The organism is Mesorhizobium sp. P160219 (assembly GCF_057786095.1).
Window position 1 is genome coordinate 3,410,924 of record NZ_JBYNWG010000001.1, and the last position, 22,806, is coordinate 3,433,729.

20 protein-coding genes are annotated in these 22,806 nt (G+C 63.3%); 10 read left to right on the forward strand and 10 right to left on the reverse strand.

Going from position 1 to position 22,806, the window contains the following annotated elements; translation table 11 throughout:
* Positions 1-16: 16 nt before the first annotated feature.
* From AC3EMP_RS16575 to AC3EMP_RS16590, 4 genes are all read right to left on the reverse strand, one after another.
* Complete coding sequence (locus tag AC3EMP_RS16575; protein WP_023700638.1) at positions 17-451, reverse strand: CAP domain-containing protein; 435 nt, start codon at positions 449-451, stop codon at positions 17-19.
* 242 nt (positions 452-693) lie between these two features.
* Complete coding sequence (locus AC3EMP_RS16580; RefSeq protein WP_023734257.1) at positions 694-1,326, reverse strand: LysE family translocator; 633 nt, start codon at positions 1,324-1,326, stop codon at positions 694-696.
* Positions 1,327-1,481: 155 nt separating this feature from the next.
* Complete coding sequence (locus AC3EMP_RS16585) at positions 1,482-3,455, reverse strand: pilus assembly protein (RefSeq protein ID WP_023705732.1); 1,974 nt, start codon at positions 3,453-3,455, stop codon at positions 1,482-1,484.
* A gap of 187 nt (positions 3,456-3,642) precedes the next feature.
* Complete coding sequence (locus tag AC3EMP_RS16590) at positions 3,643-5,532, reverse strand: pilus assembly protein (protein ID WP_023694757.1); 1,890 nt, start codon at positions 5,530-5,532, stop codon at positions 3,643-3,645.
* Positions 5,533-5,867: 335 nt separating this feature from the next.
* Here AC3EMP_RS16590 and AC3EMP_RS16595 point away from each other — a divergent pair, with 335 nt between their 5' ends.
* Both AC3EMP_RS16595 and AC3EMP_RS16600 read left to right on the forward strand, forming a co-directional pair.
* On the forward strand, positions 5,868-6,728 hold the full coding sequence (locus AC3EMP_RS16595) for a TIGR01459 family HAD-type hydrolase (protein ID WP_023671533.1): 861 nt from the start codon (positions 5,868-5,870) through the stop codon (positions 6,726-6,728).
* Between the two features lie 9 nt (positions 6,729-6,737).
* On the forward strand, positions 6,738-7,721 hold the full coding sequence (locus AC3EMP_RS16600; protein ID WP_023694758.1) for a bifunctional riboflavin kinase/FAD synthetase: 984 nt from the start codon (positions 6,738-6,740) through the stop codon (positions 7,719-7,721).
* Between the two features lie 29 nt (positions 7,722-7,750).
* Here AC3EMP_RS16600 and AC3EMP_RS16605 read toward each other — a convergent pair whose 3' ends face one another.
* The 4 genes from AC3EMP_RS16605 to AC3EMP_RS16620 all read right to left on the reverse strand — a co-directional run bounded on the left by AC3EMP_RS16605 (position 7,751) and on the right by AC3EMP_RS16620 (position 9,644).
* Positions 7,751-8,305: an HdeD family acid-resistance protein gene (locus AC3EMP_RS16605; RefSeq protein ID WP_023671535.1), complete on the reverse strand. Its 555-nt coding sequence runs from the start codon at positions 8,303-8,305 to the stop codon at positions 7,751-7,753.
* A gap of 128 nt (positions 8,306-8,433) precedes the next feature.
* A complete protein-coding gene (locus tag AC3EMP_RS16610) occupies positions 8,434-8,847 on the reverse strand; it encodes an MAPEG family protein (protein WP_023671536.1) in 414 nt (137 codons plus the stop codon).
* Positions 8,848-8,859: 12 nt separating this feature from the next.
* Complete coding sequence (locus AC3EMP_RS16615; protein ID WP_023694759.1) at positions 8,860-9,342, reverse strand: SRPBCC family protein; 483 nt, start codon at positions 9,340-9,342, stop codon at positions 8,860-8,862.
* The gene (locus tag AC3EMP_RS16620) at positions 9,339-9,644 is read right to left on the reverse strand and encodes an ArsR/SmtB family transcription factor (RefSeq protein WP_023689559.1); all 306 of its coding nucleotides are present in this window, start codon (positions 9,642-9,644) and stop codon (positions 9,339-9,341) included. The genes AC3EMP_RS16615 and AC3EMP_RS16620 overlap by 4 nt, the downstream gene beginning before the upstream one ends.
* Positions 9,645-9,856: 212 nt before the next feature.
* Here AC3EMP_RS16620 and AC3EMP_RS16625 point away from each other — a divergent pair, with 212 nt between their 5' ends.
* From AC3EMP_RS16625 to AC3EMP_RS16635, 3 genes are all read left to right on the forward strand, one after another.
* Entirely contained in the window at positions 9,857-10,660 is an 804-nt protein-coding gene (locus AC3EMP_RS16625) for a MipA/OmpV family protein (RefSeq protein WP_488494732.1), read from the forward strand.
* A gap of 234 nt (positions 10,661-10,894) precedes the next feature.
* Positions 10,895-13,876 carry an isoleucine--tRNA ligase gene (ileS, locus tag AC3EMP_RS16630; RefSeq protein WP_023712763.1) on the forward strand — a complete coding sequence of 994 codons (2,982 nt, stop codon included), beginning with the start codon at positions 10,895-10,897 and terminating at the stop codon, positions 13,874-13,876.
* Between the two features lie 201 nt (positions 13,877-14,077).
* Complete coding sequence (locus tag AC3EMP_RS16635) at positions 14,078-14,761, forward strand: hypothetical protein (protein ID WP_023682973.1); 684 nt, start codon at positions 14,078-14,080, stop codon at positions 14,759-14,761.
* 28 nt (positions 14,762-14,789) lie between these two features.
* Here AC3EMP_RS16635 and AC3EMP_RS16640 read toward each other — a convergent pair whose 3' ends face one another.
* Entirely contained in the window at positions 14,790-15,242 is a 453-nt protein-coding gene (locus AC3EMP_RS16640; protein ID WP_023724815.1) for a nucleoside deaminase, read from the reverse strand.
* A gap of 180 nt (positions 15,243-15,422) precedes the next feature.
* Between AC3EMP_RS16640 and AC3EMP_RS16645 the strand changes: the two genes are divergently transcribed.
* The 5 genes from AC3EMP_RS16645 (at position 15,423) to AC3EMP_RS16665 (ending at position 22,067) form a co-directional block, all read left to right on the forward strand.
* On the forward strand, positions 15,423-17,591 hold the full coding sequence (locus AC3EMP_RS16645; RefSeq protein ID WP_023742979.1) for a pseudouridine synthase: 2,169 nt from the start codon (positions 15,423-15,425) through the stop codon (positions 17,589-17,591).
* A gap of 47 nt (positions 17,592-17,638) precedes the next feature.
* Entirely contained in the window at positions 17,639-18,193 is a 555-nt protein-coding gene (gene rsmD, locus AC3EMP_RS16650; protein WP_023671544.1) for a 16S rRNA (guanine(966)-N(2))-methyltransferase RsmD, read from the forward strand.
* Between the two features lie 96 nt (positions 18,194-18,289).
* The gene (locus AC3EMP_RS16655) at positions 18,290-19,645 is read left to right on the forward strand and encodes a M16 family metallopeptidase (RefSeq protein WP_023747744.1); all 1,356 of its coding nucleotides are present in this window, start codon (positions 18,290-18,292) and stop codon (positions 19,643-19,645) included.
* 188 nt (positions 19,646-19,833) lie between these two features.
* Positions 19,834-21,210, forward strand: coding sequence for a M16 family metallopeptidase (locus AC3EMP_RS16660; protein ID WP_023821174.1), 1,377 nt, complete (start codon positions 19,834-19,836; stop codon positions 21,208-21,210).
* A complete protein-coding gene (locus AC3EMP_RS16665; RefSeq protein ID WP_023712767.1) occupies positions 21,207-22,067 on the forward strand; it encodes a patatin-like phospholipase family protein in 861 nt (286 codons plus the stop codon). Before AC3EMP_RS16660 ends, AC3EMP_RS16665 begins: the two co-directional genes overlap by 4 nt.
* Positions 22,068-22,235: 168 nt before the next feature.
* On the opposite strand, the gene AC3EMP_RS16670 is transcribed toward AC3EMP_RS16665, so the two are convergent.
* Positions 22,236-22,772, reverse strand: a complete 537-nt coding sequence (locus tag AC3EMP_RS16670) for a dihydrofolate reductase family protein (protein WP_023712768.1) — start codon at positions 22,770-22,772, stop codon at positions 22,236-22,238.
* Between the last annotated feature and the right edge of the window lie 34 nt (positions 22,773-22,806).

Here is a 22,806-nt window from a genome sequence, read left to right on the forward strand (position 1 = left end):
CCGTAACCGCTGGCTGCTATTTTCCGAGCACCAGGCTCCAGTAGCGGATGGCGCTGTCGCGTCCGTCGCGTACATAGGCGAGGCCGAAGCGGCTGAAATCCGGATCGAGCATGTTGCGGCGGTGGCCAGCCGAATGCATCCAGATGTCGAACAGTTTCTGCTGGTCGAAGCGGCCCTCGGCGATGTTCTCGGCGGCGGCGCCCCGCACGCCATTGTCCTTCATCCGCGACGCGAAATCCTTTCCCCAGCCCGTCGTGTGGCTCATGCGCTCGCGTGAGGCCATATAGCCGGCCTGCTGCCGAGCGGCCTGCTCGAGCTGGGCGTCCGGCACCAGCGCCGGCAGTCCGGCCGAAGCTCGGATGCCGGCCAGCGTCGCGGTGGCCGAGGACGACACACCGGCGCCTTCGCCGGTCGGCACCGAGACCGTGCTGCAAGCAGCGAGGCCGGCCATGGCTGCAAGGCCGATCAGCAGTAGGCGCCTGTTTGGTTTTGGACTTGCTGCGCCAGAGCGGGTTTGCGCGAGCGGGTGATTGGTGGTGCAGATCATTGTCATGCCTGCCTGACTTAGCGGCGATCATGGCTTTTGCCGGGCAGGGCTGCGAAAATCTCAATCGCTGGCCTCCGTGCAGGTTCGGCCGGCCGATTCGAATGGGAAGGTCGGCGGCCGATGTAGTCTCGGCGCGCTGCGTCCGATCAGCGTTGCGCGTCGGTCGCCATTTTAAGCGCCAGCCCAGCAAGCACCGTGCCCATCATCCAGCGCTGGATGACCATCCATAGCGGCCGTCCGGCAAGGAAGGTGGCGATCGAACCGGCCGTTACCGCGACGATGGCATTGACGGTCAGGCTGATCGAGATCTGCGTGGCGCCGAGCACCAGAAGCTGCGACAGCACATGGCCCTTGCCCAGCGAGATGAACTGCGGCAGCAGCGACAGATAAAGCACCGCCACCTTGGGGTTGAGGAGATTGGTCATCAGGCCCATCGCGAACAGCTTGCGCGGCCTGTCCTTCGGCAGTTCGCGCACCTGGAATGGTGAGCGCCCGCCGGGCCGCACCGCTTGCCAGGCGAGCCATAGCAGATAGAGCGCGCCGGCAATGCGCAGTGCGTCATAGGCAAACGGCACGGCAAGCAGCAGCGCGGTGATGCCCAGCGCAGCCGATACGACATAGAACAGAAAGCCGGCCGCCACGCCGCCGAGCGAGATCAGCCCGGCCTTGGGGCCTTGCGACAGCGAGCGCGAGATCAGGTAGATCATGTTCGGCCCGGGCGTCAGCACCATGCCCAGGCAGACCAGCGCGAAGGCTAGATGGTTGGCGGTTTCGGGCACGGGCAATCTCCGGGAAGCGGTGACGATACCGAGCACGCGTTTTGACTCACCGCAAGAGCATGATGGCCGGAGACTTTGCGCCAGCGTCGAAAATTGGCGAAAGCGGCGAAGCCGCCAATTTCCCCCGCAAGGGGGAAGATCAGCAGCTTCAACCCTCAGCTCACCACGCGCAGGTTCGAGAGCTCGTTGGCGATTTCCTTGAAATTGTCGGACAGCGTGGCGCCGGTCGCGTTCCAGAACAGTTTTGCAGGCTTGCTCGGGTCGGTCGGATCCTTGCGGAAGCGCGAGTCCGACGAGCACGTCTTCAGTGCCTCCATCGCGCTCTTGTCGCCGGCGTCGGTCGTCGACATGTCGAGCGCCACCGTCATCACCATGATGTTGGCCGCCTTGGCGTTGTTGCACAGCGTCGCCATCTGCTCGTTGAGCGCGGCGGTGTAGTTGCTCGACGAATAGTTGAGCTGGCCGATGGCGCTCGACGTGCCGCCGAACAGGCGGGTGACCGCAGTGCCGTTGTAGCCGACGCCGGTATAGCCATAGCCGGCATAGGTCGACTTGTTGCCGGCGGGGTCGGAACTCACCGTCGAATAGGTGTTCTCGCCGTCGGTGAGCACGATGACCACCTTGTCATTGCCTCGTTCCGTCTCAGGACGTCCTCCTGTGAAAGGCTCCGTGCTGGAGACGGTGCGCCAGCCCCAGGCCATGCCTTCCGGCACATTGGTGTTGCCGTTGGGCGCCATCAGGTCGATTGCTGCCTTGATCTTGGTCAGCCCGGCGGCGTTGGCGACGTCGGTCAGCGGTGTGATCGGCGTGGTGGTGCAGCTGTAATTCGGACCTGCACCCGTCCCCAGCACCGGAGCATTGATCGGCCGTGGCTGGAAATACTTGGCCATGTTGGACTGCCTGGTCTTGCCGGTGGTGCTCGCCGGATCGTCGTTCCACCAGCTGTTGGCTGCGCCATAGGTCTTGGGGGCCACCTCGTCGGGGTCCTGCGTTATGTACCAATGATTGCCCGGCTCGTCCGGCGCGAACATCGGCACGAACATGGTCGCGGGATCGCCGACGCCGGTGCCGGTGTTGTTCGGTCCGCCGGAGGCCGGCGCGTCGGTGACATTATAGGGGTAGGGACGGACCTCGACGCAGCCCTGCCAGCTGGCGAACGGTCCGTATGTGTCGTTGTAGTCGTATTCGTTGTGGCTGTCCGAGCATGTATGATTGGCACGATATTTGTCGCAGACCACGCGTTTGCTGCCGACGATGCGCTCGTGGCTGGTGACCACTTTCATGTCGCGGTAGAGCGAGAAGCGGGTCAGCATCTGCCCCTCCTGCTCACCCCAGCCAGTGCCTTTCTTGTACCAGATGCCGCCGATCTTCTGGGCATATTTGTCGGCTGCGTTAAGGGTGGACCAGGCGAAATTCTCATTGTGGATGGGCGACAGCCCGTAGGCGTCGATCCACGACGCGTTGTCGTTGCTGGCGCCGACATTGACCGAGGCGGCGAACGGCACAAGGCTGAACTGGACCGGCTTGTCGATCTGCTTGATCATCGCGGCCTGCAAGGCAAGCGTGTCGACGAGCTGCTTGGCGGCTTGCTTGAGAAGGTCGATGCGCTTTTGTCCGGCACCCGTGCCCGTGTTCGACATCGACCCCGAATTGTCGAGCACCATGGCCACTTCCAGCGTGTTCTTCAGCCGGACTTGCGAACACACGGAGTAGGTGACGTTTTCCGACGTCCTGCCGATCAGCATCGCCGCTGCCGGCAGGAAATAGGGCTTGTAGACCAGGCTGGCGCACAGCTTGACGATGCCGCCGCCGGTCGTGCTGCTGGGCAGCGTAACGCTGAGCGTCGTGTCGGCGGGATCGACGTCGTTGAGGTTTGCCTTGAAGAAGTCGAGCGCATAGGCCCGCAACTGGTCGTCGGTGGCGCCTTCCACCAGCCGGCGCGCGGTGGCGAAGTTGGCGGCGTCGAGCGCGTTGACCACCCTCTGCTTCTCGCTGACCACGCCGGTGTAGTCGACGGCCATGGCCACGCCGCCCATCAGTGGCACCATCGCCACAACGGTCATCAGAGCGTAATTGCCGCGGCGGTCACGCCAGAAGTCACGCCGGAATGTGCGCCAGAGTTCACGCATGTGATGTAAGCGGCCCCGCCTGCGGATTCTTCAATGCCGCCACAGTTTCACAAAACGTTGAAGGACGGGTTTGGGAAACTGCTCGATTGCGCGGATAGCGCTTCACCAGGCGCTAACCAAATGCGCCAGCTGCCGAACGCAAAACGCCCCGCCGAGGCGGAGCGCCTTGTTCGAAAGATCGCGCCGATCAGCTGACGATGCGCAGGTTCGACAGTTCGTCGGCGATTTCCTTGAAACTTTGCGACAAGGTGGCGCCGGTCGCGTTCCAGTACAGCTTCGCCGGTTTGCTCGGGTCGGTCGGATCCTTGCGGAAGCGCGAATCCGAGGAGCATTTCTTGAGCGCATCTATGGCAGTCTTTTCCGCCGGCTTGGAACTAACAAGGTCGAGCGAGACGGTCATCAAGAGAATGTTCGAATTCTTCGCATTGGCGCAAAGGGTTTGCATCTGCTCGTCAAGCGCGGCCGTGTAGTTGGTCGCCGTATAGGTTGTCTTGGCGACGGTCGTGTTGACGAACAGGCGGGTCGCAGGCTCCACTGGCTTCGGAAAATTAGGGCCGGTGTAGCCATAGGCGGCGTAGGTCGATCCATTCTTGGCGTAGTTGCTGGTCATGTCGTTGCTGGGGCCGATGCTATAGGTGTTTGCGCCGTCGGTCAGGACGATGACCACTTTGTCGTTGCCTCTTTCGGTGTTCGGCCGGCCTTGCGTAAAAGGCTCGTTGCTCGACACCGTCCGCCAGCCCCAGGCCAGCCCTTCCGGCACGTTGGTGTTGCCCGTCGGGGCCATGGCATTGATGGCATCCGTCAGGATTTTCTTGCCATCGGTGGTGGTTATGTCCTGCAACGGCGTGATCGCGGCGGTCGTGCATGCCGAATTGGGTCCATCATCGGCCGCAGCGGCTGCTGCGTCCCAGGGCTTTGTCAGAAAATACTTGCGCATATCCGCCTGGCGTTTGGGGACAGTCAGCGTGTCGGAATAATCGATCCACCAATTGTTGGCGTAACCCCACGTCGATGTGCTGGTGCGAGTTGTGTCGGTCCAGAAATTGCCAGCTTCGTCCGGCGCGAACATCGGCACGAACATGGTGGCGGGCGTGCCAGTGGTCGGCGACGTGTCGTCGTCATTATAGGGATACGGCCTCGCCTCCACGCAGCCCTTCCAGGCTTCGTATTTGGCGACGACGGAGGTCTTGCAAGTGCCGTTCGAGTTTTTCTTCGTACAGGTCGTTGCCATCATGTCCTGATAGAGGGTGAAACGCGTCATCTCCTTGTCTTTGTCAGTGCCCCAGCCCGTGCCGCGCTGGTAGTAAACGCTGCCTACTTTTTCGATCCATTTGGTGGCATTTGCCGCCGCTGTCATCGTCGACCAATCGAAGTTCTGATGATGGATCGGGGAAATGCCGGTCGTGTCCAGCCACGTCGGCAATGGAGCCGGGGGGATCGGAGCGCCGACATTGACCGACGCAGAAAACGGGACCAGCGAGAACTGCACCGGCTTGGTCACCTGCTTCATTTGTGCGGCCTGGAGCGCCATTGTATTGACAAGCTCGGTCGCGGCCTTCTTGAGCAAATCTATTCGCGGCTGGCCGGTGCCGGAGCCGTTGATGCTCATAGAGCCGGAATTGTCGAGCACGAGAGACACTTCCAGCGTGTTTTTGAGGCGGATCTCCGAGCATGCCGATGTTGTGACGTCGGCGGCGGTTCTTCCGATCATCATGGCCGCTGCCGGCAGGAAATAGGGGTGGTACGTCAATTCGGCGCACAGCTTCAGCGTGCCACCACCTGCGTTGTTGTTGGGAAGCGTCACCGTCAGGGCCGTATTGGCTGCTTTGACGCGGCCGAGATTGGCTTCGAAGAAATCCTTCGCATAGGCCTTGACTGCCGTGTCGGTCGCCCCGGTGACGATCTGCTGTGCCGTGGCAATCCCGGCGGCATCCAGCGCGTTCAGCATGTTCTGCTTTTGGCGCAAGAGATCGGTGTAGTCGATGGCAAGCGCCAGCGCGCCCATCAAGGGCACCATGGTGATCACTGTCATCAAGGCATAGTTGCCGCGTCTGTCGTTCAGAAATCTGCGGATCATGCCTTCAGCACCCCTGCCAGGACCCCAATATCGGTCCGAAGATGCCCACAAAATCGTTAAATTTCAGGTTGCTGAAATGCGTTCAACATGGGCCCATCTTTTCAAGGCTCGTTAACCACTCGGCCCTGGTGATCAGCGGTGCGACATTGTTTCGATAGACCGAAGCTCGGAGAAGGGTGGTTCCTGCCTGTGCAACCTTCGATCAGCCGTTGCGCAACAGCCTGGCAAGTGCCGAAAAGCTGGTGACAGGATGAAACGCTTCGGTTAATGCGGGGCCGGTTGCGGCGGACCGTCGGCTGCAGCTCTCGCAATGATCGTCACAGCAGGTAAACGGCATGGCGGATTCGCCTGATATCATCGGCTCGCTCGCGGATTTGTCGGGCGCCTACTCGGCCATCCTGTGCGATGTCTGGGGCGTGATCCACAATGGCGAATGGCATTTTCCGGCGGCTGCCGAAGCGCTTGCCGCCGCGCGTGCGGCGAAGGTCCCGGTCGTCCTGATCACCAACTCGCCGCGCCGCAATGCCGATGTGGTGGCGCAGATGAATGCGATCGGCGTTCCCGCCGCCGCCTACGACCGCGTCGTGACCTCAGGCGATGTGACCCGCGACCTTATCGCCGAAGGCCCACGAAAAATCTTCCATATCGGCGCCGACCGCGATTTCACCCTCTATGACGGTCTGGACGTCGAGCTCGTCGAGGAGTTCGAGGCCTCCGGCGCGGTCTGCACCGGGCTGTTCGACGACGAGGTGGAAACGCCTGAGGATTACGCCGATCTGCTGCGCCGGCTGCGCGCCAGGAACCTGCCTTTCATCTGCGCCAATCCCGACATCGTGGTCGAACGCGGCGAGCGCATGATCTGGTGCGCCGGCGCCTTGGCGCGCGACTATGCCCAGCTTGGCGGCCGCACGCTGATCGCCGGAAAACCTTATGCGCCGGTCTATGACGTAGCGCTGCGGGAGGTTGCCGTGCTTCTAGGCCGAGACGTCGCGCGCACCGAGGTGCTGGCCATCGGCGACGGCATGATGACCGACGTCAAGGGCGCCGCCGACAACGGCATCGACGTGCTTTACGTCTCGGGCGGCATTCACGCGCGCGACTATGGCGATCCCATGCAGCCGGACCCCGCCAGGCTTGCAGCCTTTCTGCAAAAGCACGGCTACCGGCCGGTCGCCGTCATTCCGAGACTGCGGTAGGGTTGCTGCATGAGCGCAGCTTTCGAACACATTTCAGCAACCGCGCCGCTGCCGCCGCATTTGCGCGGCGGCGTGGTGGCGATCGGCAATTTCGACGGCGTCCATCGCGGCCACCAGGCGGTGCTCGATCGCGCGCTTGCCGAAGCCGGGCGGCGCGGCGTGCCGGCGCTAGTGCTGAGCTTCGAGCCGCATCCGCGCAAGGTGTTCAGGCCCGATATGCCGCTGTTCGTATTGACGCCGCCGCCGATGAAGGCGCGGCTGCTGTCGCATCTGGGCTTTGCCGCACTCGTCGAACAGCCGTTCACGCGCGCCTTTGCCGGCCTGTCGGCCGAGGCTTTCGTGACCGATGTGCTGGAGACGAACCTCGGCATCACCCATGCCGTCACCGGCTTCGATTTTCACTTCGGCAAGGACCGGCAGGGCGGTCCTGCGTTTCTGATGGCGGCAGGCGAGCGCCATGGTTTCGGCGTCACCCTGGTCGACGCCTTTCGCGACGAGGGCGCCGAGGTGGTGTCGTCGAGCCGTATCCGCGAGCTGCTCTGCGAGGGAGAGGTCGCCGAGGCCGCAGGCCTGCTCGGCTACCGCTTCACCGTCGAAAGCGAAGTGATCGGCGGCCAGCAGCTCGGCCGCACGCTCGGCTTCCCGACAGCCAACATGAGGCTTTCGCCGGAAACGACTCTGAAGGAAGGGATTTATGCCGTCCGCTTTCGCCGCGCCGACGGCACGCTCTATGATGGTGTCGCCAGCTTCGGGCGTCGCCCGACTGTCGACGACAATGGCGCGCCGCTGCTCGAAACCTTCGTCTTCGACTTTGCCGGCGATCTCTATGGCGAGATCTGCGACGTATCGCTCTTCGGCTTTTTGCGTCCCGAGGTGAAGTTCGATGGGCTCGATGGGCTGGTGGCACAAATGAAGCGCGACGAGGCGGAGGCGCGCGCGCTGCTGGCCGGCGTCAGGCCGCTTTCGGATCTGGACGGCGCCATCGCTTTTTGAGCCTTCCGGCCGCTTACCTCTTCAAGCCCCTACTTCTTCAACGCCAGTCCGAGAGCGATGAAGCTCCAGCCCTGGAAGATCAGGTCGATGGCCAGGAACAGGCCGAGCACCCACAGGCTGTTGACCGGCCAGCCCATGGCGATGGTCAGCCCCGCCAGCACGCTGATCAGGCCCGCCGCGACGACCCAGCCCCAGCCCTTTTCCGGTCGGTGGCTATAGCCGACCCAGGCCCTGAGCGCGCCTGAAGCGACCAGCGCCACCGCCAGCAGCAAGGTCAGCACCGTCGAGGCCAGCAGCGGATTGTCGAAGGCAAAGAAACCGGCAACGGCATAAAGCAGGCCGCTGAGCAGCCAATAGAAGAAGCGACTCCAGGTCTTCACGCCGAAGGCATGCACGATCTCGATGATGCCGGCCATCAGCATCAGCCAGCCCACGACATAGACCGAGGCGACGGTGGCGATGAACAGATTGCCGAAGGCAATGCCGCCGAAGATGAGCAGCAGCACGCCGAGCGCGACGAACCACCCCCATTTGTCCCGTGTCCGGCCGATCGCATCTTTCAGGGTATCACCGTGCAGGGTCATGGCTGCATCTCCTCGAAATCGCCTGGCACCTTGCCGGGAGGTTAGCCCCGGCTGTAGCGGACGTCCAGCCGATGGCGACGGCTAGCAAACAAACAAAGCGTCGGTGGCTTGAGGCTCGCGCGTACGTGTCAATTTATGGCAGCCCACCCAGTCACAAGGACGAGGACAAGCGTGACGATCGCTCCAGAGACGTAGACGATCGTTCTGACACTGCCACCCTTGGCGGCATTGCCGCCGCGTAGGTAAACCCCCAGGTGAAGCAGGCGTATCGCCACATGAACCCAGACAATGGTCGCCAACGTGGCCGACCCAACGCCAACCATCATGGCCAGCACCGCCGGGACGACAAAAGGCGCCAGCGCCTCGACCGAGTTCATATGCACGCGGTCGATCCTGTAGAGGAGATTGGCGTCGTCGGCCGGGATCACCGGACCGGAAAGCGCTCCGGCAAATCCCTTGGACGAACCCGAGTAAACCGCCAGCGCGACTGACAAAAGACAGAGGATCAGTACACCGAGGATGCTTAGCCAATAGGGTTCCATAATTGTGCTCCTTCAGGTCACCTTGCTGGCAAAAAGATCTTGGAATCGCCTGAGATACAGCGGCCAGCCTTGATCACCGTCAATCCCAAAGCGCACGCCTTCCCAGCCTTCGCCATGACGTTCGAGATTGCGATGCTCGATCTCGACGCAGGTCCGGCTATTCGTCTCCGCCGTAAACCGGACTTCCCACTCGCTGGTCCTGTCCGGATTGGTCTCGATCTGCCATTGAGGGCTGATATCCCAACTCAGAAGCAGTCGGTTCGGCGGCTCGTAGGCCAGCACCCGTGCCCAGCGGCACTCGCTGCCATCCACACCGCGGTCGTAGACGTGACCGCCAACGCGGGGTTCGAAGATCGTCTCCGCGATCGGCACCGCAAGCAGGTTATGCTCTTTGGGTTTGAAACTGCCGAAGTCCTCGGTGAAGACCTTGAAGGCATGTGCGATCGTAGCCTCGACAAGGATGGAGTGCCTCACGGGCGGTTGATGCGTGCTCATTCCTGCTCCTTCAAGGGCTGTTCGACGACCACTTTGTAGGCCGCCAAGGTCTTGCTCCAGAACCGGTCGAGTTCGGCGCGCAGGCTGGCCAAGCCTTCCGGTTCGACCCGGTAGATGCGTTGCTTGCCTAGCCGTGTGTTGGCCACGAGGCCGGCGTCCTTGAGCACCTTCAGGTGCTGCGAGACCGCCGGCCGGGTGACAGGAAGCGCACGAGCCAATTCCCCGACCGAACAGGGTTGTTCGACCAGCAGTTCGAAGATCGTCCGCCTGGTCGGGTCGCCAAGCGCTGTCCATCTGTTCATGTTAGTCTGCACTAACGCGAATTTAGGCAACCTCGCTATTTCTGTCAACTCGCCACAGGCCCGGCGGCGCCCTGTTCAAATGGGCCACAGCGCAAAAAACAGGGTCGCAGTTGCCGCCACTGCTGTAGATTTTAAGTCAAATTTTACCGAACCGGCGCCATGGCTTTGGCTGCCGGGTGTTCTCTCCGTTTTGTTTCGCGTATGGGGTGATGATGCGTATTGTCTGGACGATTCCGCTGTTTCTCGCCTCGGCGCTGCTCACTGTGTCCACCGCCAATGCGGGCGAGGGTGCCTTCGGCTGGATGTCCGGCGACTGGTACCTGACGCTTGGCGCCACCGGCATGGTCGCGCCGAAATTCGAGGGCTCCAACAGCTATCTGCTCAGCGCATCGCCGATCATCTCGCTGGGCAAGGCCGGCCCGGCCGCACGCTTTAGCTCGCGCAACGACAACATCTCGCTGGCGCTGGTCGACGATGGCGGCGTCCGCGCCGGCCTGACCGGAAAATTCCTGTTTTCCCGCGACAGCAAGGATGAGCTCAAGGGCCTCGACCCGGTGCGCTGGGGCGGTGAGGTCGGCGGCTTCTTCGAAATCTATCCGACGGACTGGCTGCGCGCCCGCGCCGAACTGCGCCATGGCATTCGTGCCCATGATGGCTTTGTCGCCGACATCGCCGCCGATGCTTTCTACGACGTGACGCCGACTGTCAGAATTTCGGGCGGACCACGCGTGTCCTTTGCCTCGTCGGGCTATTTCAACTCTTATTATGGTGTCAACGCCAAGGAGGCTGCGGCCTCGGGCCTGAGCGAATACCATCCTGGCGGCGGCCTGAAATCGACCGGCCTTGGTGGCGCCATCACCTGGAAGGTGACCGATCCGATGACCGCCAGCCTGTTCGGCGAATATGCGCGCCTGACGGGCCCGGCCGCCGATTCCAGCCTGGTCAAGGAGCGCGGCGACCGTAACCAGTTCACGGTCGGCGTCTCGACCACCTATCGCTTCGACTTCGCGATGTAAGTGAATCGAACAAGAGACGCTTTATTCCTGCGGCTTTCTCGGCTAAAAGCCCGGCAATGACGAGCTTTTCGCGCCTTCGCGCGCTGACGATACGAATTACAGGCCCGGTGTTCCGGGCGGCCTGAGCGCCGCCGGAGCCGCCGGGAGTTTTGCGCGCGCCCTCGCGCTTTTTCCAAATCATGATAGTTCACGCCCGAGCTTTTACGCCCGCCGGGCAATGCACATGGCAGACCAATGACCGACACTGTTGAAACGATCGACTATTCCAAGACGCTTTACCTGCCGCAGACGGATTTCCCGATGCGCGCCGGCTTGCCTGAAAAAGAGCCGCTGCTGGTCAAGCGCTGGCAGGATATGGACCTTTACGCCAAGCTGCGCGAGGCGGCCGCCGGCCGCGAAAAATACGTGCTGCATGACGGCCCGCCCTACGCCAACGGCAACATCCATATCGGCCACGCGCTGAACAAGATCCTTAAGGACGTCATCACCCGCTCGTTCCAGATGCGCGGCTATGACTCCAATTACGTGCCCGGCTGGGACTGCCACGGCCTGCCGATCGAATGGAAGATCGAGGAACAGTACCGCGCCAAGGGCAAGAACAAGGACGAGGTGCCGGTCAACGAGTTTCGCAAGGAATGCCGCGACTTCGCCGCGAACTGGATCACGGTGCAGGGTGGCGAGTTCCAGCGGCTCGGCGTCGTCGGCGACTTCAAGAACCCCTATACGACGATGGCTTTCCACTCGGAGTCGCGCATCGCCGGGGAGTTGTTGAAGTTCGCCATGTCGGGCCAGCTCTATCGCGGCTCCAAGCCGGTAATGTGGAGCGTCGTCGAGCGCACCGCACTGGCCGAGGCCGAGATCGAATACCATGATTATGAGAGCGACACGATCTGGGTGAAGTTTCCAGTTGTGTCAGGATTTTGGAGCGTTGAGCACTTTGTATCAGACGCTGCACCGTCCATGCGCGTTCCGGAAAGCGTTGCACTTTTGGACAACGCCCACGTCGTCATCTGGACGACAACCCCGTGGACGATCCCCGGCAACCGTGCCGTCAATTATTCGTCACGGATCGGCTACGGCCTTTATGAAGTTACCGCAGCCGAAAATTCGTTCGGTCCACAGCCCGGTGAAAAGCTGATCTTTGCAGATGCGCTTGCCGAAGACTCCTCGGCCAAGGCCAAGGTCACCTTGAATCGGCTTCGCAGCGTTTCGGTCGAAGAGCTTGGAAGCCTTACACTTTCACATCCCTTCAAAGGTCTCGGCGGCGGCTACGAATTCGCCGTGCCGATGCTGGCCGGCGAGCATGTCACCGACGACGCCGGCACCGGCTTCGTCCACACCGCGCCCGGCCATGGCCGCGAGGACTTTGATGCCTGGATGGATGCGGCATCGGATTTGCGCGCACGTGGCATCGACCCTGCCATCCCCTTCACTGTAGATGATGCCGGCTTCTTCACCAGGGACGCGCCGGGTTTTGGCCCGGATCGCGAAGGCGGGGCGGCGCGCGTCATCGACGACAACGGCAAGAAGGGCAATGCCAACCAGGCGGTCATCGACGAACTGATCAAGCGCAACGCGCTGTTCGCGCGCGGCCGGCTGAAGCACAGCTATCCGCACTCGTGGCGGTCGAAGAAGCCGATCATCTTCCGCAACACGCCGCAATGGTTCGTCTATATGGACAAGGACCTCGGCGACGGCACGACGCTGCGCAGCCGTGCGCTGAAGGCGATCGACGACACACGCTTCGTGCCGGCGGCCGGCCAGAACCGCATCCGCGCCATGATCGAGGAGCGCCCGGATTGGGTCTTGTCGCGCCAGCGCGCCTGGGGCGTGCCGATCGCCGTCTTTGCCGACGAGGACGGCAATGTGCTGAAGGACGAATCCGTCAACCAGCGCATCATGGACGCATTCGAGAAGGAAGGCGCCGACGCCTGGTTCGCTGCCGGCGCCAAGGAGCGTTTCCTCGGCAATCACGATGCCTCTAAATGGAAGCAGGTGATGGACATCCTCGACGTCTGGTTCGATTCGGGCTCGACGCATGTCTTCACGCTGGAAGACCGTCCGGACCTGAAATGGCCGGCCGACGTCTATCTCGAAGGCTCCGACCAGCATCGCGGCTGGTTCCACTCCTCGCTGCTCGAAAGCTGCGGCACCAGGGGCAGGGCACCTTACGACACCGTCGTCACCCATGGCTTCACCATGGATGAGGAGGGGCGCAAGATGTCGAAATCGCTCGGCAACACCGTCGTGCCGCAGGACGTCATCAAGCAGTCCGGCGCCGACATTCTGCGGCTATGGGTGGTGACGACCGACTATTGGGAAGACCAGCGTCTCGGCAAGAACGTGCTGCAGACCAACATCGATGCCTATCGCAAGCTCAGGAACACCATCCGCTGGATGCTGGGCACGCTCGCCCATGACGATGGCGAGGAAGTGCCGCTCGAAAAGATGCCGGAGCTGGAGCGGCTGATGCTGCATCGGCTGGCCGAGCTCGATGAGGTCGTGCGCTCGGGCTACGACGCGTTCGAGTTCAAACGCATCACCCGCACTTTGCTGGACTTTATGGTGGTCGAGCTGTCGGCCTTCTATTTCGACATCAGGAAGGACGCGCTCTATTGCGAGGGGCCCGCCAGCGTGAAGCGCAAGGGCTCGGTGCAAGTGGTGCGCCACCTCTTCGACTGCCTGGTGAAATGGCTGGCCCCGATGCTGCCCTTCACTACGGAAGAAGCCTGGCTCGACCGTCATCCGGATGCTGTCTCGCTGCATCTCGACCAGTTCCCCGAGATTCCGGCCGACTGGAAGAACGAGGCGCTGGCGGAAAAATGGCGCAAGGTGCGGCAGGTTCGCCGTGTCGTCACCGGCGCGCTCGAGATCGCACGCGCTCAGAAGGTCATCGGTGCCTCGCTGGAAGCCGTGCCGGTCGTGACCCTCGACGATGCCGCGCTTGAAGCCGCGATCGCCGATGTCGACATGGCCGAAATGGCGATCACCAGCGATCTCGTCATCGCCCATGGCAAGGCGCCGGAAGGCGCCTTTGCGCTCGACGACGTCAAGGGTGTCGCGGTGGTGGTCGAAAAAGCCGAGGACCGCGGCTTGGTCAAATGCGCGCGTTCGTGGCGCTATACCGCCGATGTCGGGCAGGACGTGGAATTCCCCGACGTGTCTGCCCGCGATGCCGCCGTCCTGCATGAACTCAAGGCTCTGGGACGTTTGTGACTGCTCATAAGCCGGTGCACAAATGCCACGCCGCGTGGGCGAAAACCGCCCGCGCGTTGCCCTTAACGAGTGGTTGAGATAAACACGCGAAACTCCGGAAGACAAATTGTCGCCGGAATTCCGTCGCAAGAGCGTGGACGATGGGGACCGGGCCTTTGGCCGGTGACGATCGAGAGGCTGTCTAGAGTGGGACTTTTTGGCATGATCGACAGAACTTCCGTGCGCGTTGCGCTGCTGGCGCCGCTTGTCGCGTCCGGCCTCGCTCTGTCCGGTTGCATGGGCTCGCCTACCTACGGCACCGACAAGACGGCTGGCGAGCAGCTTGCCGGAGACCTTTCCGGCGCCTTCGCGATCACGCCCAAGCACAAGGAACAGATCGACTACAGGCCGCGTCCGGAGCTGGTAAAGCCGGCGCCGGGGCAGAAGGAAGTGCTGCCGCCGCCGCAGGAAAGCATCGAGACGGCGAGCACCGATTGGCCCGAATCGCCCGAGCAGCGCCGCGCCCGCCTGCGTGCCGACGCCACTGCCCACCAGGACGACCCGTCCTATCAGTCGGGGATCGTCGATGACGTGCAGACCGATCCGGCTTCCGTGAAGAAGGCGCTGGCGGATTCGGGCTCCAGCCACCCGCCGGCCTGGTCGCCGAAGGATTCAGACAAGGGCCGCGCCGCCGAGATCCAGCGCCGCACCGCAGAGCAAAAGCAGGGCGACCCCAACACTCGCAGATATCTGAGCGAGCCGCCTCTGGCCTATCGAGCTGCCTCCGACACGGCGCCGCAGGGCGAACTCGGCGAGGATGAATACAAGAAGGAACGCCGCCTCAAGAAGGAAGCGGCCGCCAAGGGCAAGAGCGGCGGGCTCTTCGACTGGCTGCCCTCCTGGTAGGAACCGTCGCCTTCGGTAGCTGAAGGCTCTACGTTTCGCGTCTTTCCCGAAAGAATTCCCTGAGCAGCAGCGCCGCGTCGGCCTCGGCCATGCCCGGATAGATGTCGGGCGTATGGTGGCAGGTCGGCGAGGCGAAGAAGCGCACGCCGTTGACCACCGCGCCGCCCTTCTCGTCGGCCGCGCCGAAATAGAGCCGGCGCAGCCTGGCGAAGGAAATGGCGCCTGCGCACATGGCGCAGGGTTCCAGCGTCACATAGAGGTCGTGGCCGGTCAGCCGCTCCCTGGAGAGCGTTTGGCAGGCCGCGCGGATGGCCAGCATTTCGGCATGCGCCGTCGGATCGGCAAGTTCGCGGGTGCGGTTACCGGCGGATGCCACCACCGTGTCGCCGCTGGCGATGACGGCGCCAACTGGAACTTCTCCACGCAAGGCGGCGGCTTGCGCCTCTTTCAGCGCCAGCGCCATGAAATCCGGCCGCTTCACGCGGTTTCCATTCCGATTATCTCCTCGCCACTTGGCGGTGATCCTGTTATGGAGCGCGTCAACCCGAATATCGGAACAGATTTTCGGAAATGATCATGCGCCAAATCAAAGTGCTATAGCGTCCTTTGCGCGTCCGAAAGGATGCGCCACGCTGTAGCAGCGCAACAAGGCAAAGGCCACATGGACGACAACGACAAGAAATCTCCGCGCCACAAAGGCCCGGGCAAAAGCGGCCCTGGAGCCGCGGGGCCGCGCCGCGATGGCGCCGCCGGCAAAAGCGGCAAACCCTCCTTCGGGGCCAAGAAACCCTATTCACCGCGAGGCGCCCGGCCCGCAGCGGCTGAGGGCGAGCGGCCCAAGCGCGATTTCAAAAGTGGCGACCGGCCATTCAGCAAAGGTCCGCGTTCCGAAGGCAAGCCCTTCGAAAAGCGCGAGGGACCGCGCAAGCCATATGCACCACGCGGTGACCGGCCGATGGCAGCCGAAGGCGAGCGCAAGCCGTATGAAAAGCGCGAAGGGCCGCGCAAACCCTATGCGCCGCGTGGGGATCGCCCTATGGCGGCCGAGGGTGAACGCAAGCCGTATGAAAAGCGCGAGGGGCCGCGCAAGCCTTATGCACCGCGCGGCGATCGGCCGGTTGCGGCCGATGGCGAGCGGCCAAAGCGCGATTTCAAGGGCGGCGATCGGCCATTCAGCAAGGGGCCGCGTCCCGAAGGCAAGCCTTTCGAAAAGCGTGAAGGGCCGCGCAAGCCCTACGCACCGCGTGGCGATCGGCCTGCTTCCGCCGAGGGCGAAAAGCGTTTTGACCGGCCAAAGCGCGATTTTGGCGATCGCCCGCAGCGCGACGCCGGAGATCGTCCCAAGCGTGACTTCAGCGATCGCCCCAAGCGCGATTTCGGTGGTGACCGGCCGCAAGCATCTGGCGGCGCCTTCAAGCCGCGCCCGCGTCCGGCAGATGCGGAAGAAGCCGGCGAGCGTATCGCCAAGCGGTTGGCCCGCGCCGGCCTGGCGTCGCGCCGCGACGCCGAAGACCTGATCGCGGCGGGCCGTGTCAAGGTCAACAACCGGGCTTTGACCTCGCCGGCCTTCAACGTCATGCCGGGCGACATCATCCATCTCGACGGCATGGAGATCCCGCCGATCGAGCGCACCCGCCTGTTCCTGTTTCACAAGCCGGCCGGCGTCGTTACCACCAACCGCGACCCCGAGGGCCGCAAGACCGTGTTCGACGTGCTGCCGGCCGAATTGCCGCGGCTGATGACCATCGGCCGCCTCGACATCAACACCGAAGGCCTGCTGCTGCTCACCAATGATGGCGGTCTGTCGCGCGTGCTCGAACTGCCTGCCACTGGCTGGCTGCGCCGTTACCGCGTGCGCGTTCATGGCAAGGTCGAGGAAAGCATGCTCGCAGGCCTGCGTGAAGGCATTGCCGTCGACGGCGTCTTCTACGGCGCCATCGAGGCGACGCTCGATCGTGAACAAGGCACCAACGCGTGGCTGACGATCGGCCTGCGCGAAGGCAAGAACCGCGAAGTGAAGAACATCCTTGGATCGCTCGGCCTCGACGTGACGCGGCTGATCCGTATCTCCTACGGACCGTTCCAGCTCGACGATCTCGCCGAAGGCCATGTGCTGGAGATCAAGGGCCGCGTCTTGCGCGACCAGCTCGGCGAGCGACTGGTCGAGGAATCCGGCGCCAATTTCGACGCCGAGATCATCAAGCCGTTTTCCAACCAGCCGGTGCGGCGAGAGCGTGACGTGGAGCCGGAACGGCCGAAAGTCACCCGCGAGGGTGACCATCGGCCGATCGGCGAGGGCGGTCTGATCAAGAACCGCAAGCGCCGCGAAGGCAGCCGCGACGAAGCGCTCGGCAAGCTGTCGACCAGTCCCGAAAGGGGCGCGAGGCCGGAAAAGAGCTTTGGCGAACGCGGCCCGAGACCTGAGCGCAGCGAGTTTTCGGACAAGCCGCGCAGCGAGTTTCGCGAAAAGCCGCGCGGCGATTTTGGCGACAAGCCCCGTGGAGGCTTCGGCGACAAGCCGCGCGGCGCCTTTGGTGACAAACCGCGCGGCGGCAAGAAGCCCGAGCGCGAGCAGCGGCCGATCGATCCGCCGGGCCAGCGCAAGGCTAATGTCTGGATGGCGCCGGGCGCGCGTCCGATCGGCAAGGGCAGGGCGGAAGCCGATGCCGCCAAGGCGGCTGAGGCCAAGGCGCGCAAGGCGTCGTTCAAGCCGTCCTATGGCAAGCCGGGCGGAGCCAAGCCGTTCGGCAAGCCGGGTGGCGAGCGTCCGGATGGCGGTCGGGGCGGCGAGCGGCCACGCAACGGTCCCAAGGGCCCGAGGACCAGATGATGCCGGGACTTAAATGAGATCCGGCCTTAAATGAGACCCGGGCATAAATGAGAATCGTCGGCGGCCAATTTCGCGGGCGTCCGCTGGCGACGCCGCGCGACCATGCCATCCGCCCGACGACCGACCGCGCCCGCGAGGCCGTCTTCAACGTGTTGGCGCACCGCTTTGCCGACAAGCTCGACGGCGCGCGTGTGCTCGACCTTTTCGCCGGCACCGGCGCTCTCGGCCTCGAAGCGCTGTCGCGCGGCGCTTCCTATGGCGTCTTTATCGAAGAATCGGCCGAAGGGCGCGGCCTGATCCGCACCAATGTCGAAGCTTTTGGCCTTACCGGCCGCACCAAGATCTTCCGCCGCGACGCGACCGCCCTGGGTGAGGCCGGTACGCTTGCGGCATTCGGCCTGGTCTTCGCCGATCCGCCCTATGGCAAGGGCCTTGGCGAGCGCGCCCTGCGCTCGGCCAGGGATGGCGGCTGGTTGCTGCCCGGCGCGCTCTGCGTGGTCGAGGAAGCCGCCTCGGCGCCCTTCGAGATTGGGCCGGAATTCTCGGTGGTTGATGAACGAAACTACGGCGAGACGGTGGTCCGGTTCATCGAGCTTGCGTAAGGGTGGGGCGATCGGCGCCTTCAAAATGACGCACAATTCACTTTGCCTCCGCGGCTAACCTTGCCTATCGTCGCGCGATAACAACCGGAGCCATCAATGACATTTCATACTGAATGGCTGCGGAGAGCCTTGCTCGCCACCGCGCTGACCATGGCCGGCCCGGCCCTGGCCGCGGATGATGGCAAGGTGGCCAACTTCCTGCTCGACAATGGCATGGAGGTGGTGGTCATTCCCGATCATCGCGCCCCCATCGTCACCCATATGGTGTGGTACAAGATCGGCAGCGCCGACGAGCCGCCAGGCAAGTCCGGCATAGCGCACTTCTTCGAACACCTGATGTTCAAGGCCACGACCAACCACGCCGCGGGCGAGTTCGACCGCGCCATATCGGCCATCGGCGGCTCCAACAACGCCTTCACCTCATATGACTACACTGCCTTCCACGAGACGGTGGCGCCCTCGGCACTTGGTGAGATGATGAGCTTCGAGGCCGATCGCATGCGCAACCTCATCTTGACCGACGAGGTCATCAAGACCGAGCGCGACGTGATCCTGGAAGAGCGCCGCGCGCGCATCGACAGCAATCCGCAGGCGGTGCTCGACGAAGAGGTCGACGCGACGCTCTGGCAGAACCAGCCCTACCGCATTCCGGTGATCGGCTGGATGCAGGAGATGGAGCAGTTGAACCGCACCGATGCGGTTGCCTTCTATGACAAATACTACCGCCCCAATAATGCGGTGCTGATCGTGGCCGGCGATGTCGAGCCGGAGGTCGTGAAGGCGCTGGCCGAAAAAACCTATGGCAAGGTCGCGCGCGGTCCCGACCTGCCCCCGCGCATCCGCCCGGTCGAGCCGGAGCAGAACACCAAGCGCACGGTGACGCTCACCGATGGGCGCGTTTCGGTGCCGAGCTTTTCGACGCAATGGGTGGTTCCGTCCTACCACACGGCAAAACCCGGCGAGGCCGAGGCGCTCGACCTGCTGGGAGAGATCCTTGGCGGCGGCAGCCGCAGCAGGCTCTACCAGCAACTCGTGGTCAAGCAAGGCATCGCATCGGCGACCGGCGCCTTCTTCCAGGGTACGATGCTCGACGCCACCAATTTCACCGTCTATGGCGCGCCGCGCGGCGACGCCAAGCTGAGCGACGTCGAGGCGGCCGTCGAGGCCGAGATCGCCCGCATCGTCAAGGACGGCGTCACCGCGGACGAGCTGGAGAAGGCCAAGGCCCGCTATATCAGGGCCATGATCTTCGCCCGCGACAAGCAGGACGAGATGGCCAATCTCTACGGCGCCGAGCTCGCCACCGGCGGCAACGTCAGGGATATCGAGGAATGGCCGGACCGCATTCGCAAGGTCACCGCCGATGAGATCAAGGCGGTCGCCGCACGCTATCTGCTGCTCGATCGTACGACGACCGGCTATCTCTTGCCGCAGCAACAGGCGGGGAATTGATGATGACGAGATTGAGCGTTAGCGCTGCCCCTCACCTGCCTGCCGGCATCCTCTCCCCCTATAGTGACGGGGAGAGGGGCGCTGTCATCGTCGATTTCGCCAACCATCAGCGTCGTAAGAAGAGCGCCAGCGTCGCGGCGAGACCCCTTCTCCCCGTCACTATACGGGGAGAAGTGCCCGGCAGCGCGATGAGGGGCGGAGCTGACCTTGGCGATCAATGGCCTGATGGGATTACTCATAGGCGCATCGCGGTTCTCCACGTCTTCGCCACACTGTTCCTCGGCATCTTCTTCCTCATCCTGCCGGCGCTTGCCGCGCACGCGATGGACATTCAGCCGGTGACCTCATCGAAAGGCGTCAACGCCTGGCTGGTCGAGGACCACTCCATTCCGATCGTCGCCATCCGCTTCGTCTTCGATGGCGGCTCGACGCAGGATCCGGCGGGGCGGGAAGGGCTGGTCAATCTGATGACCGGCCTATTCGACGAGGGCGCCGGCGACCTCGACAGCGAGGCCTTCCAGATCAAGCTTGACGATGCCGGCGCCGAAATGGGCTTCGAAGCGGCGCGCGACGGCACCTATGGCGCGATGCGGATGCTGGCCGAGCAGAAGGATGCGGCCTTCGACCTGCTCAGGCTGGCGGTCACCAGCCCGCGCTTCGACCAGGCGCCGATCGACCGTATCCGCGCCCAGATCCTGTCCGGCATCATCGCCAATGAGCGTGACCCCAACACCGTCGCGCAAACCAAATGGCTGCGCGCCATCTATGGCGAACATCCGTATTCCAGGCCCGACCAGGGCACCAAGGACAGCATCGCCACCATCACGGCGGCGGATCTGGCTGCCTTCCACAAGGCCAATTTCGCCCGCAGCGGCCTGCATGTTGCGGTGGTCGGCGACATAGATGCCGCGACGCTGAAACGGAAGCTCGACGAGGTCTTCGGCGATCTGCCGGAAAAGCAGGTGCTGCAACCGGTTGCCGATACCGAGCTGAAGCTCGGCCAGCAGCTCGAGGTCGACTACGACCTGCCGCAGACCTCGCTGCAGTTTGCCTATCCCGGTGTGAAGCGCGATGCGCCGGATTTCTTCCCTGCGGTGCTGATGAACCAGATTCTCGGCGGCGGCACCTTCACCTCGCGCCTCTATGACGAGGTGCGGGAAAAGCGCGGCTTGGCCTACTCCGTCGATTCCAACCTGGTCGACCACCAGCATTCCAATGCGCTGATCATCACCACGGCGACGCGTTCCGACCGCGCCGCCGAGACGCTCGGCATCGTCAAGGAGGTGGTCAAGAAGATGGCGCAGGAGGGGCCGACCGAGGCCGAGCTGGACGCGACCAAGAAATACATGGTCGGCTCCTATGCTATCAGCAATCTGGATTCTTCCAGCGCCATTGCCGCGACCCTGGTGGAATTGCAGCTCGACAATCTCGGCATCGACTACGTGCAGCGCCGCGCGGCGCTCATCAACGGCGTGACGCTCGATCAGGTCAAGGCAGCGGCGAAGAAGCTGCTGACGCCGGCGCCCGCGATCATGAGCATCGGGCCGAAGCTGGAGGCCAAATGACAGGTCCGACTTTCGGTATCGCCTTTGGCGGCGGCGGCGCGCGCGGCCTCGCCCATATCCACATCGTCGAGGCGCTGGACGAGCTCGGCATCAAGCCCGTGGCCATCGCCGGCTCCTCGATCGGCGCCATCATGGGCGCCGGCATGGCCTCGGGCATGAGCGGCAAGGACATCGAGGACTACGCCCGCTCGATCCTCGGCCGCCGCGCCGAGGTGGCGGCGCGCATGTGGCGCTCGCGTCCCGGCACCATCGCCGAGGCGATGCAGGGCGGCATCCGAGTCAGCCAGTTCAACATAGAGCGCATCTTGAAGGCGTTCCTGCCGGAAGCCATCCCGGAAACCTTCGCCGAGCTGAAAATCCCGCTGAAGGTGACGGCGACGGACTATTTCGGTCACAAGCTGGCCGTCTTCGACGAGGGCGACCTGCATTCGGCGCTCGCCGCCTCGGCTGCCATTCCCGCCGTGTTCCGCCCGGTGACGCGCGACGACCGCGTGCTGATCGACGGCGGCATCTACAATCCGGTGCCGTTCGACCTCATCGAAAACGACGCCGACATCATCATCGCCATCGACGTCGTCGGCGCGCCGAGCGAGGCCGAGCGCAAGCACCCGACCACGGTCGACCTGATGTACGGCGCGACGCAATTGATGATGCAGTCGATCATCGCCCACAAGCTGAACCAGCGCCCACCAGACATATTGATCCGCCCGCCAGTGTCGAAATACCGCGTGCTCGATTTCATGAAGATCGACACGCTGATGGCCGAGACGCAGGAGGTCAAGGACGAACTGAAGCGCGAGGTGGAAAGAGTGGTCGAGGCGCGTGCCAAGGGCAAGCGGGGGAAGAAAGTAGGGTGAGCTGCCGATCTCCCCCCTCGAGGGGGAGATGGCCGGCAGGCCAGAGGGGGTCGTTTCGCGTGAAGCTAGACCTCCTACTGTCGATAGGAGGTTGCGTCAGGACGGACCGACCGCCTCTGTCGCCTTCGGCGACATCTCCCCTAAAGGGGAGATTACCCCACCAGCGTCTCACACCCTCCCAGCCGCATATTCCAGCGCCACCACGCCATTGCTGAACTGTACGGTCGAGATCGGCTCCAACGCCACCGGCATATCGGGCGGGAACAGCTTCTTGCCCTCCCCGACGGAGCCAGGGTAGCTCAGCAGCCTGACGCGATCGACCAGACCATGGCGCAGCAATTCCCGCGCGACGCTCAGGCTGCCATGCACATAGATGTTGCCGCCGCTGCCTTGCTTCAGCGCCCGAACCGCTTCCGGCAACACACCCTTCAGCAACTCGGCCGGTTTCCAGTCGAGTGCCTTCGGGCTTGTCGACGCGACATATTTCGGCAGCGCATTGAACCGGTCGGCGAAGTCTCCGGTTTCCTTGGGCCAAGAGCCGGCAAAAATCTCGTAGGTCGTGCGCCCCAGAAGCATGGCCCCGCTGTCGGCAAGCTCGTCCTCCTTGAACCTTTGCATCTCATCGTTCCAGGTCACGCTGGGCAGCTTCTCGACCTCGGCGATGCCATCGATGCTGATGAATTCGGTGACAATAAGGTTTCTCATGGCGCTCTCCTTCTTCTGTCAAAGGACGAACCGT

Bases quoted from the DNA above. Each gene is read 5' to 3' on its own strand.
- AC3EMP_RS16660 (WP_023821174.1), top strand. From the start codon at position 19,834: ATGAGGGGCGGAGCTGACCTTGGCGATCAATGGCCTGATGGGATTACT.
- AC3EMP_RS16595 (WP_023671533.1), top strand. From the start codon at position 5,868: ATGGCGGATTCGCCTGATATCATCGGCTCGCTCGCGGATTTGTCGGGC.
- rsmD (WP_023671544.1), top strand. From the start codon at position 17,639: ATGAGAATCGTCGGCGGCCAATTTCGCGGGCGTCCGCTGGCGACGCCG.
- AC3EMP_RS16665 (WP_023712767.1), top strand. From the start codon at position 21,207: ATGACAGGTCCGACTTTCGGTATCGCCTTTGGCGGCGGCGGCGCGCGC.
- AC3EMP_RS16625 (WP_488494732.1), top strand. From the start codon at position 9,857: ATGCGTATTGTCTGGACGATTCCGCTGTTTCTCGCCTCGGCGCTGCTC.
- AC3EMP_RS16590 (WP_023694757.1), bottom strand. From the start codon at position 5,532: ATGATCCGCAGATTTCTGAACGACAGACGCGGCAACTATGCCTTGATG.
- ileS (WP_023712763.1), top strand. From the start codon at position 10,895: ATGACCGACACTGTTGAAACGATCGACTATTCCAAGACGCTTTACCTG.
- AC3EMP_RS16615 (WP_023694759.1), bottom strand. From the start codon at position 9,342: ATGAGCACGCATCAACCGCCCGTGAGGCACTCCATCCTTGTCGAGGCT.
- AC3EMP_RS16645 (WP_023742979.1), top strand. From the start codon at position 15,423: ATGGACGACAACGACAAGAAATCTCCGCGCCACAAAGGCCCGGGCAAA.
- AC3EMP_RS16585 (WP_023705732.1), bottom strand. From the start codon at position 3,455: ATGCGTGAACTCTGGCGCACATTCCGGCGTGACTTCTGGCGTGACCGC.
- AC3EMP_RS16635 (WP_023682973.1), top strand. From the start codon at position 14,078: ATGATCGACAGAACTTCCGTGCGCGTTGCGCTGCTGGCGCCGCTTGTC.
- AC3EMP_RS16605 (WP_023671535.1), bottom strand. From the start codon at position 8,305: ATGACCCTGCACGGTGATACCCTGAAAGATGCGATCGGCCGGACACGG.
- AC3EMP_RS16670 (WP_023712768.1), bottom strand. From the start codon at position 22,772: ATGAGAAACCTTATTGTCACCGAATTCATCAGCATCGATGGCATCGCC.
- AC3EMP_RS16610 (WP_023671536.1), bottom strand. From the start codon at position 8,847: ATGGAACCCTATTGGCTAAGCATCCTCGGTGTACTGATCCTCTGTCTT.
- AC3EMP_RS16620 (WP_023689559.1), bottom strand. From the start codon at position 9,644: ATGAACAGATGGACAGCGCTTGGCGACCCGACCAGGCGGACGATCTTC.
- AC3EMP_RS16575 (WP_023700638.1), bottom strand. From the start codon at position 451: ATGGCCGGCCTCGCTGCTTGCAGCACGGTCTCGGTGCCGACCGGCGAA.
- AC3EMP_RS16655 (WP_023747744.1), top strand. From the start codon at position 18,290: ATGACATTTCATACTGAATGGCTGCGGAGAGCCTTGCTCGCCACCGCG.
- AC3EMP_RS16600 (WP_023694758.1), top strand. From the start codon at position 6,738: ATGAGCGCAGCTTTCGAACACATTTCAGCAACCGCGCCGCTGCCGCCG.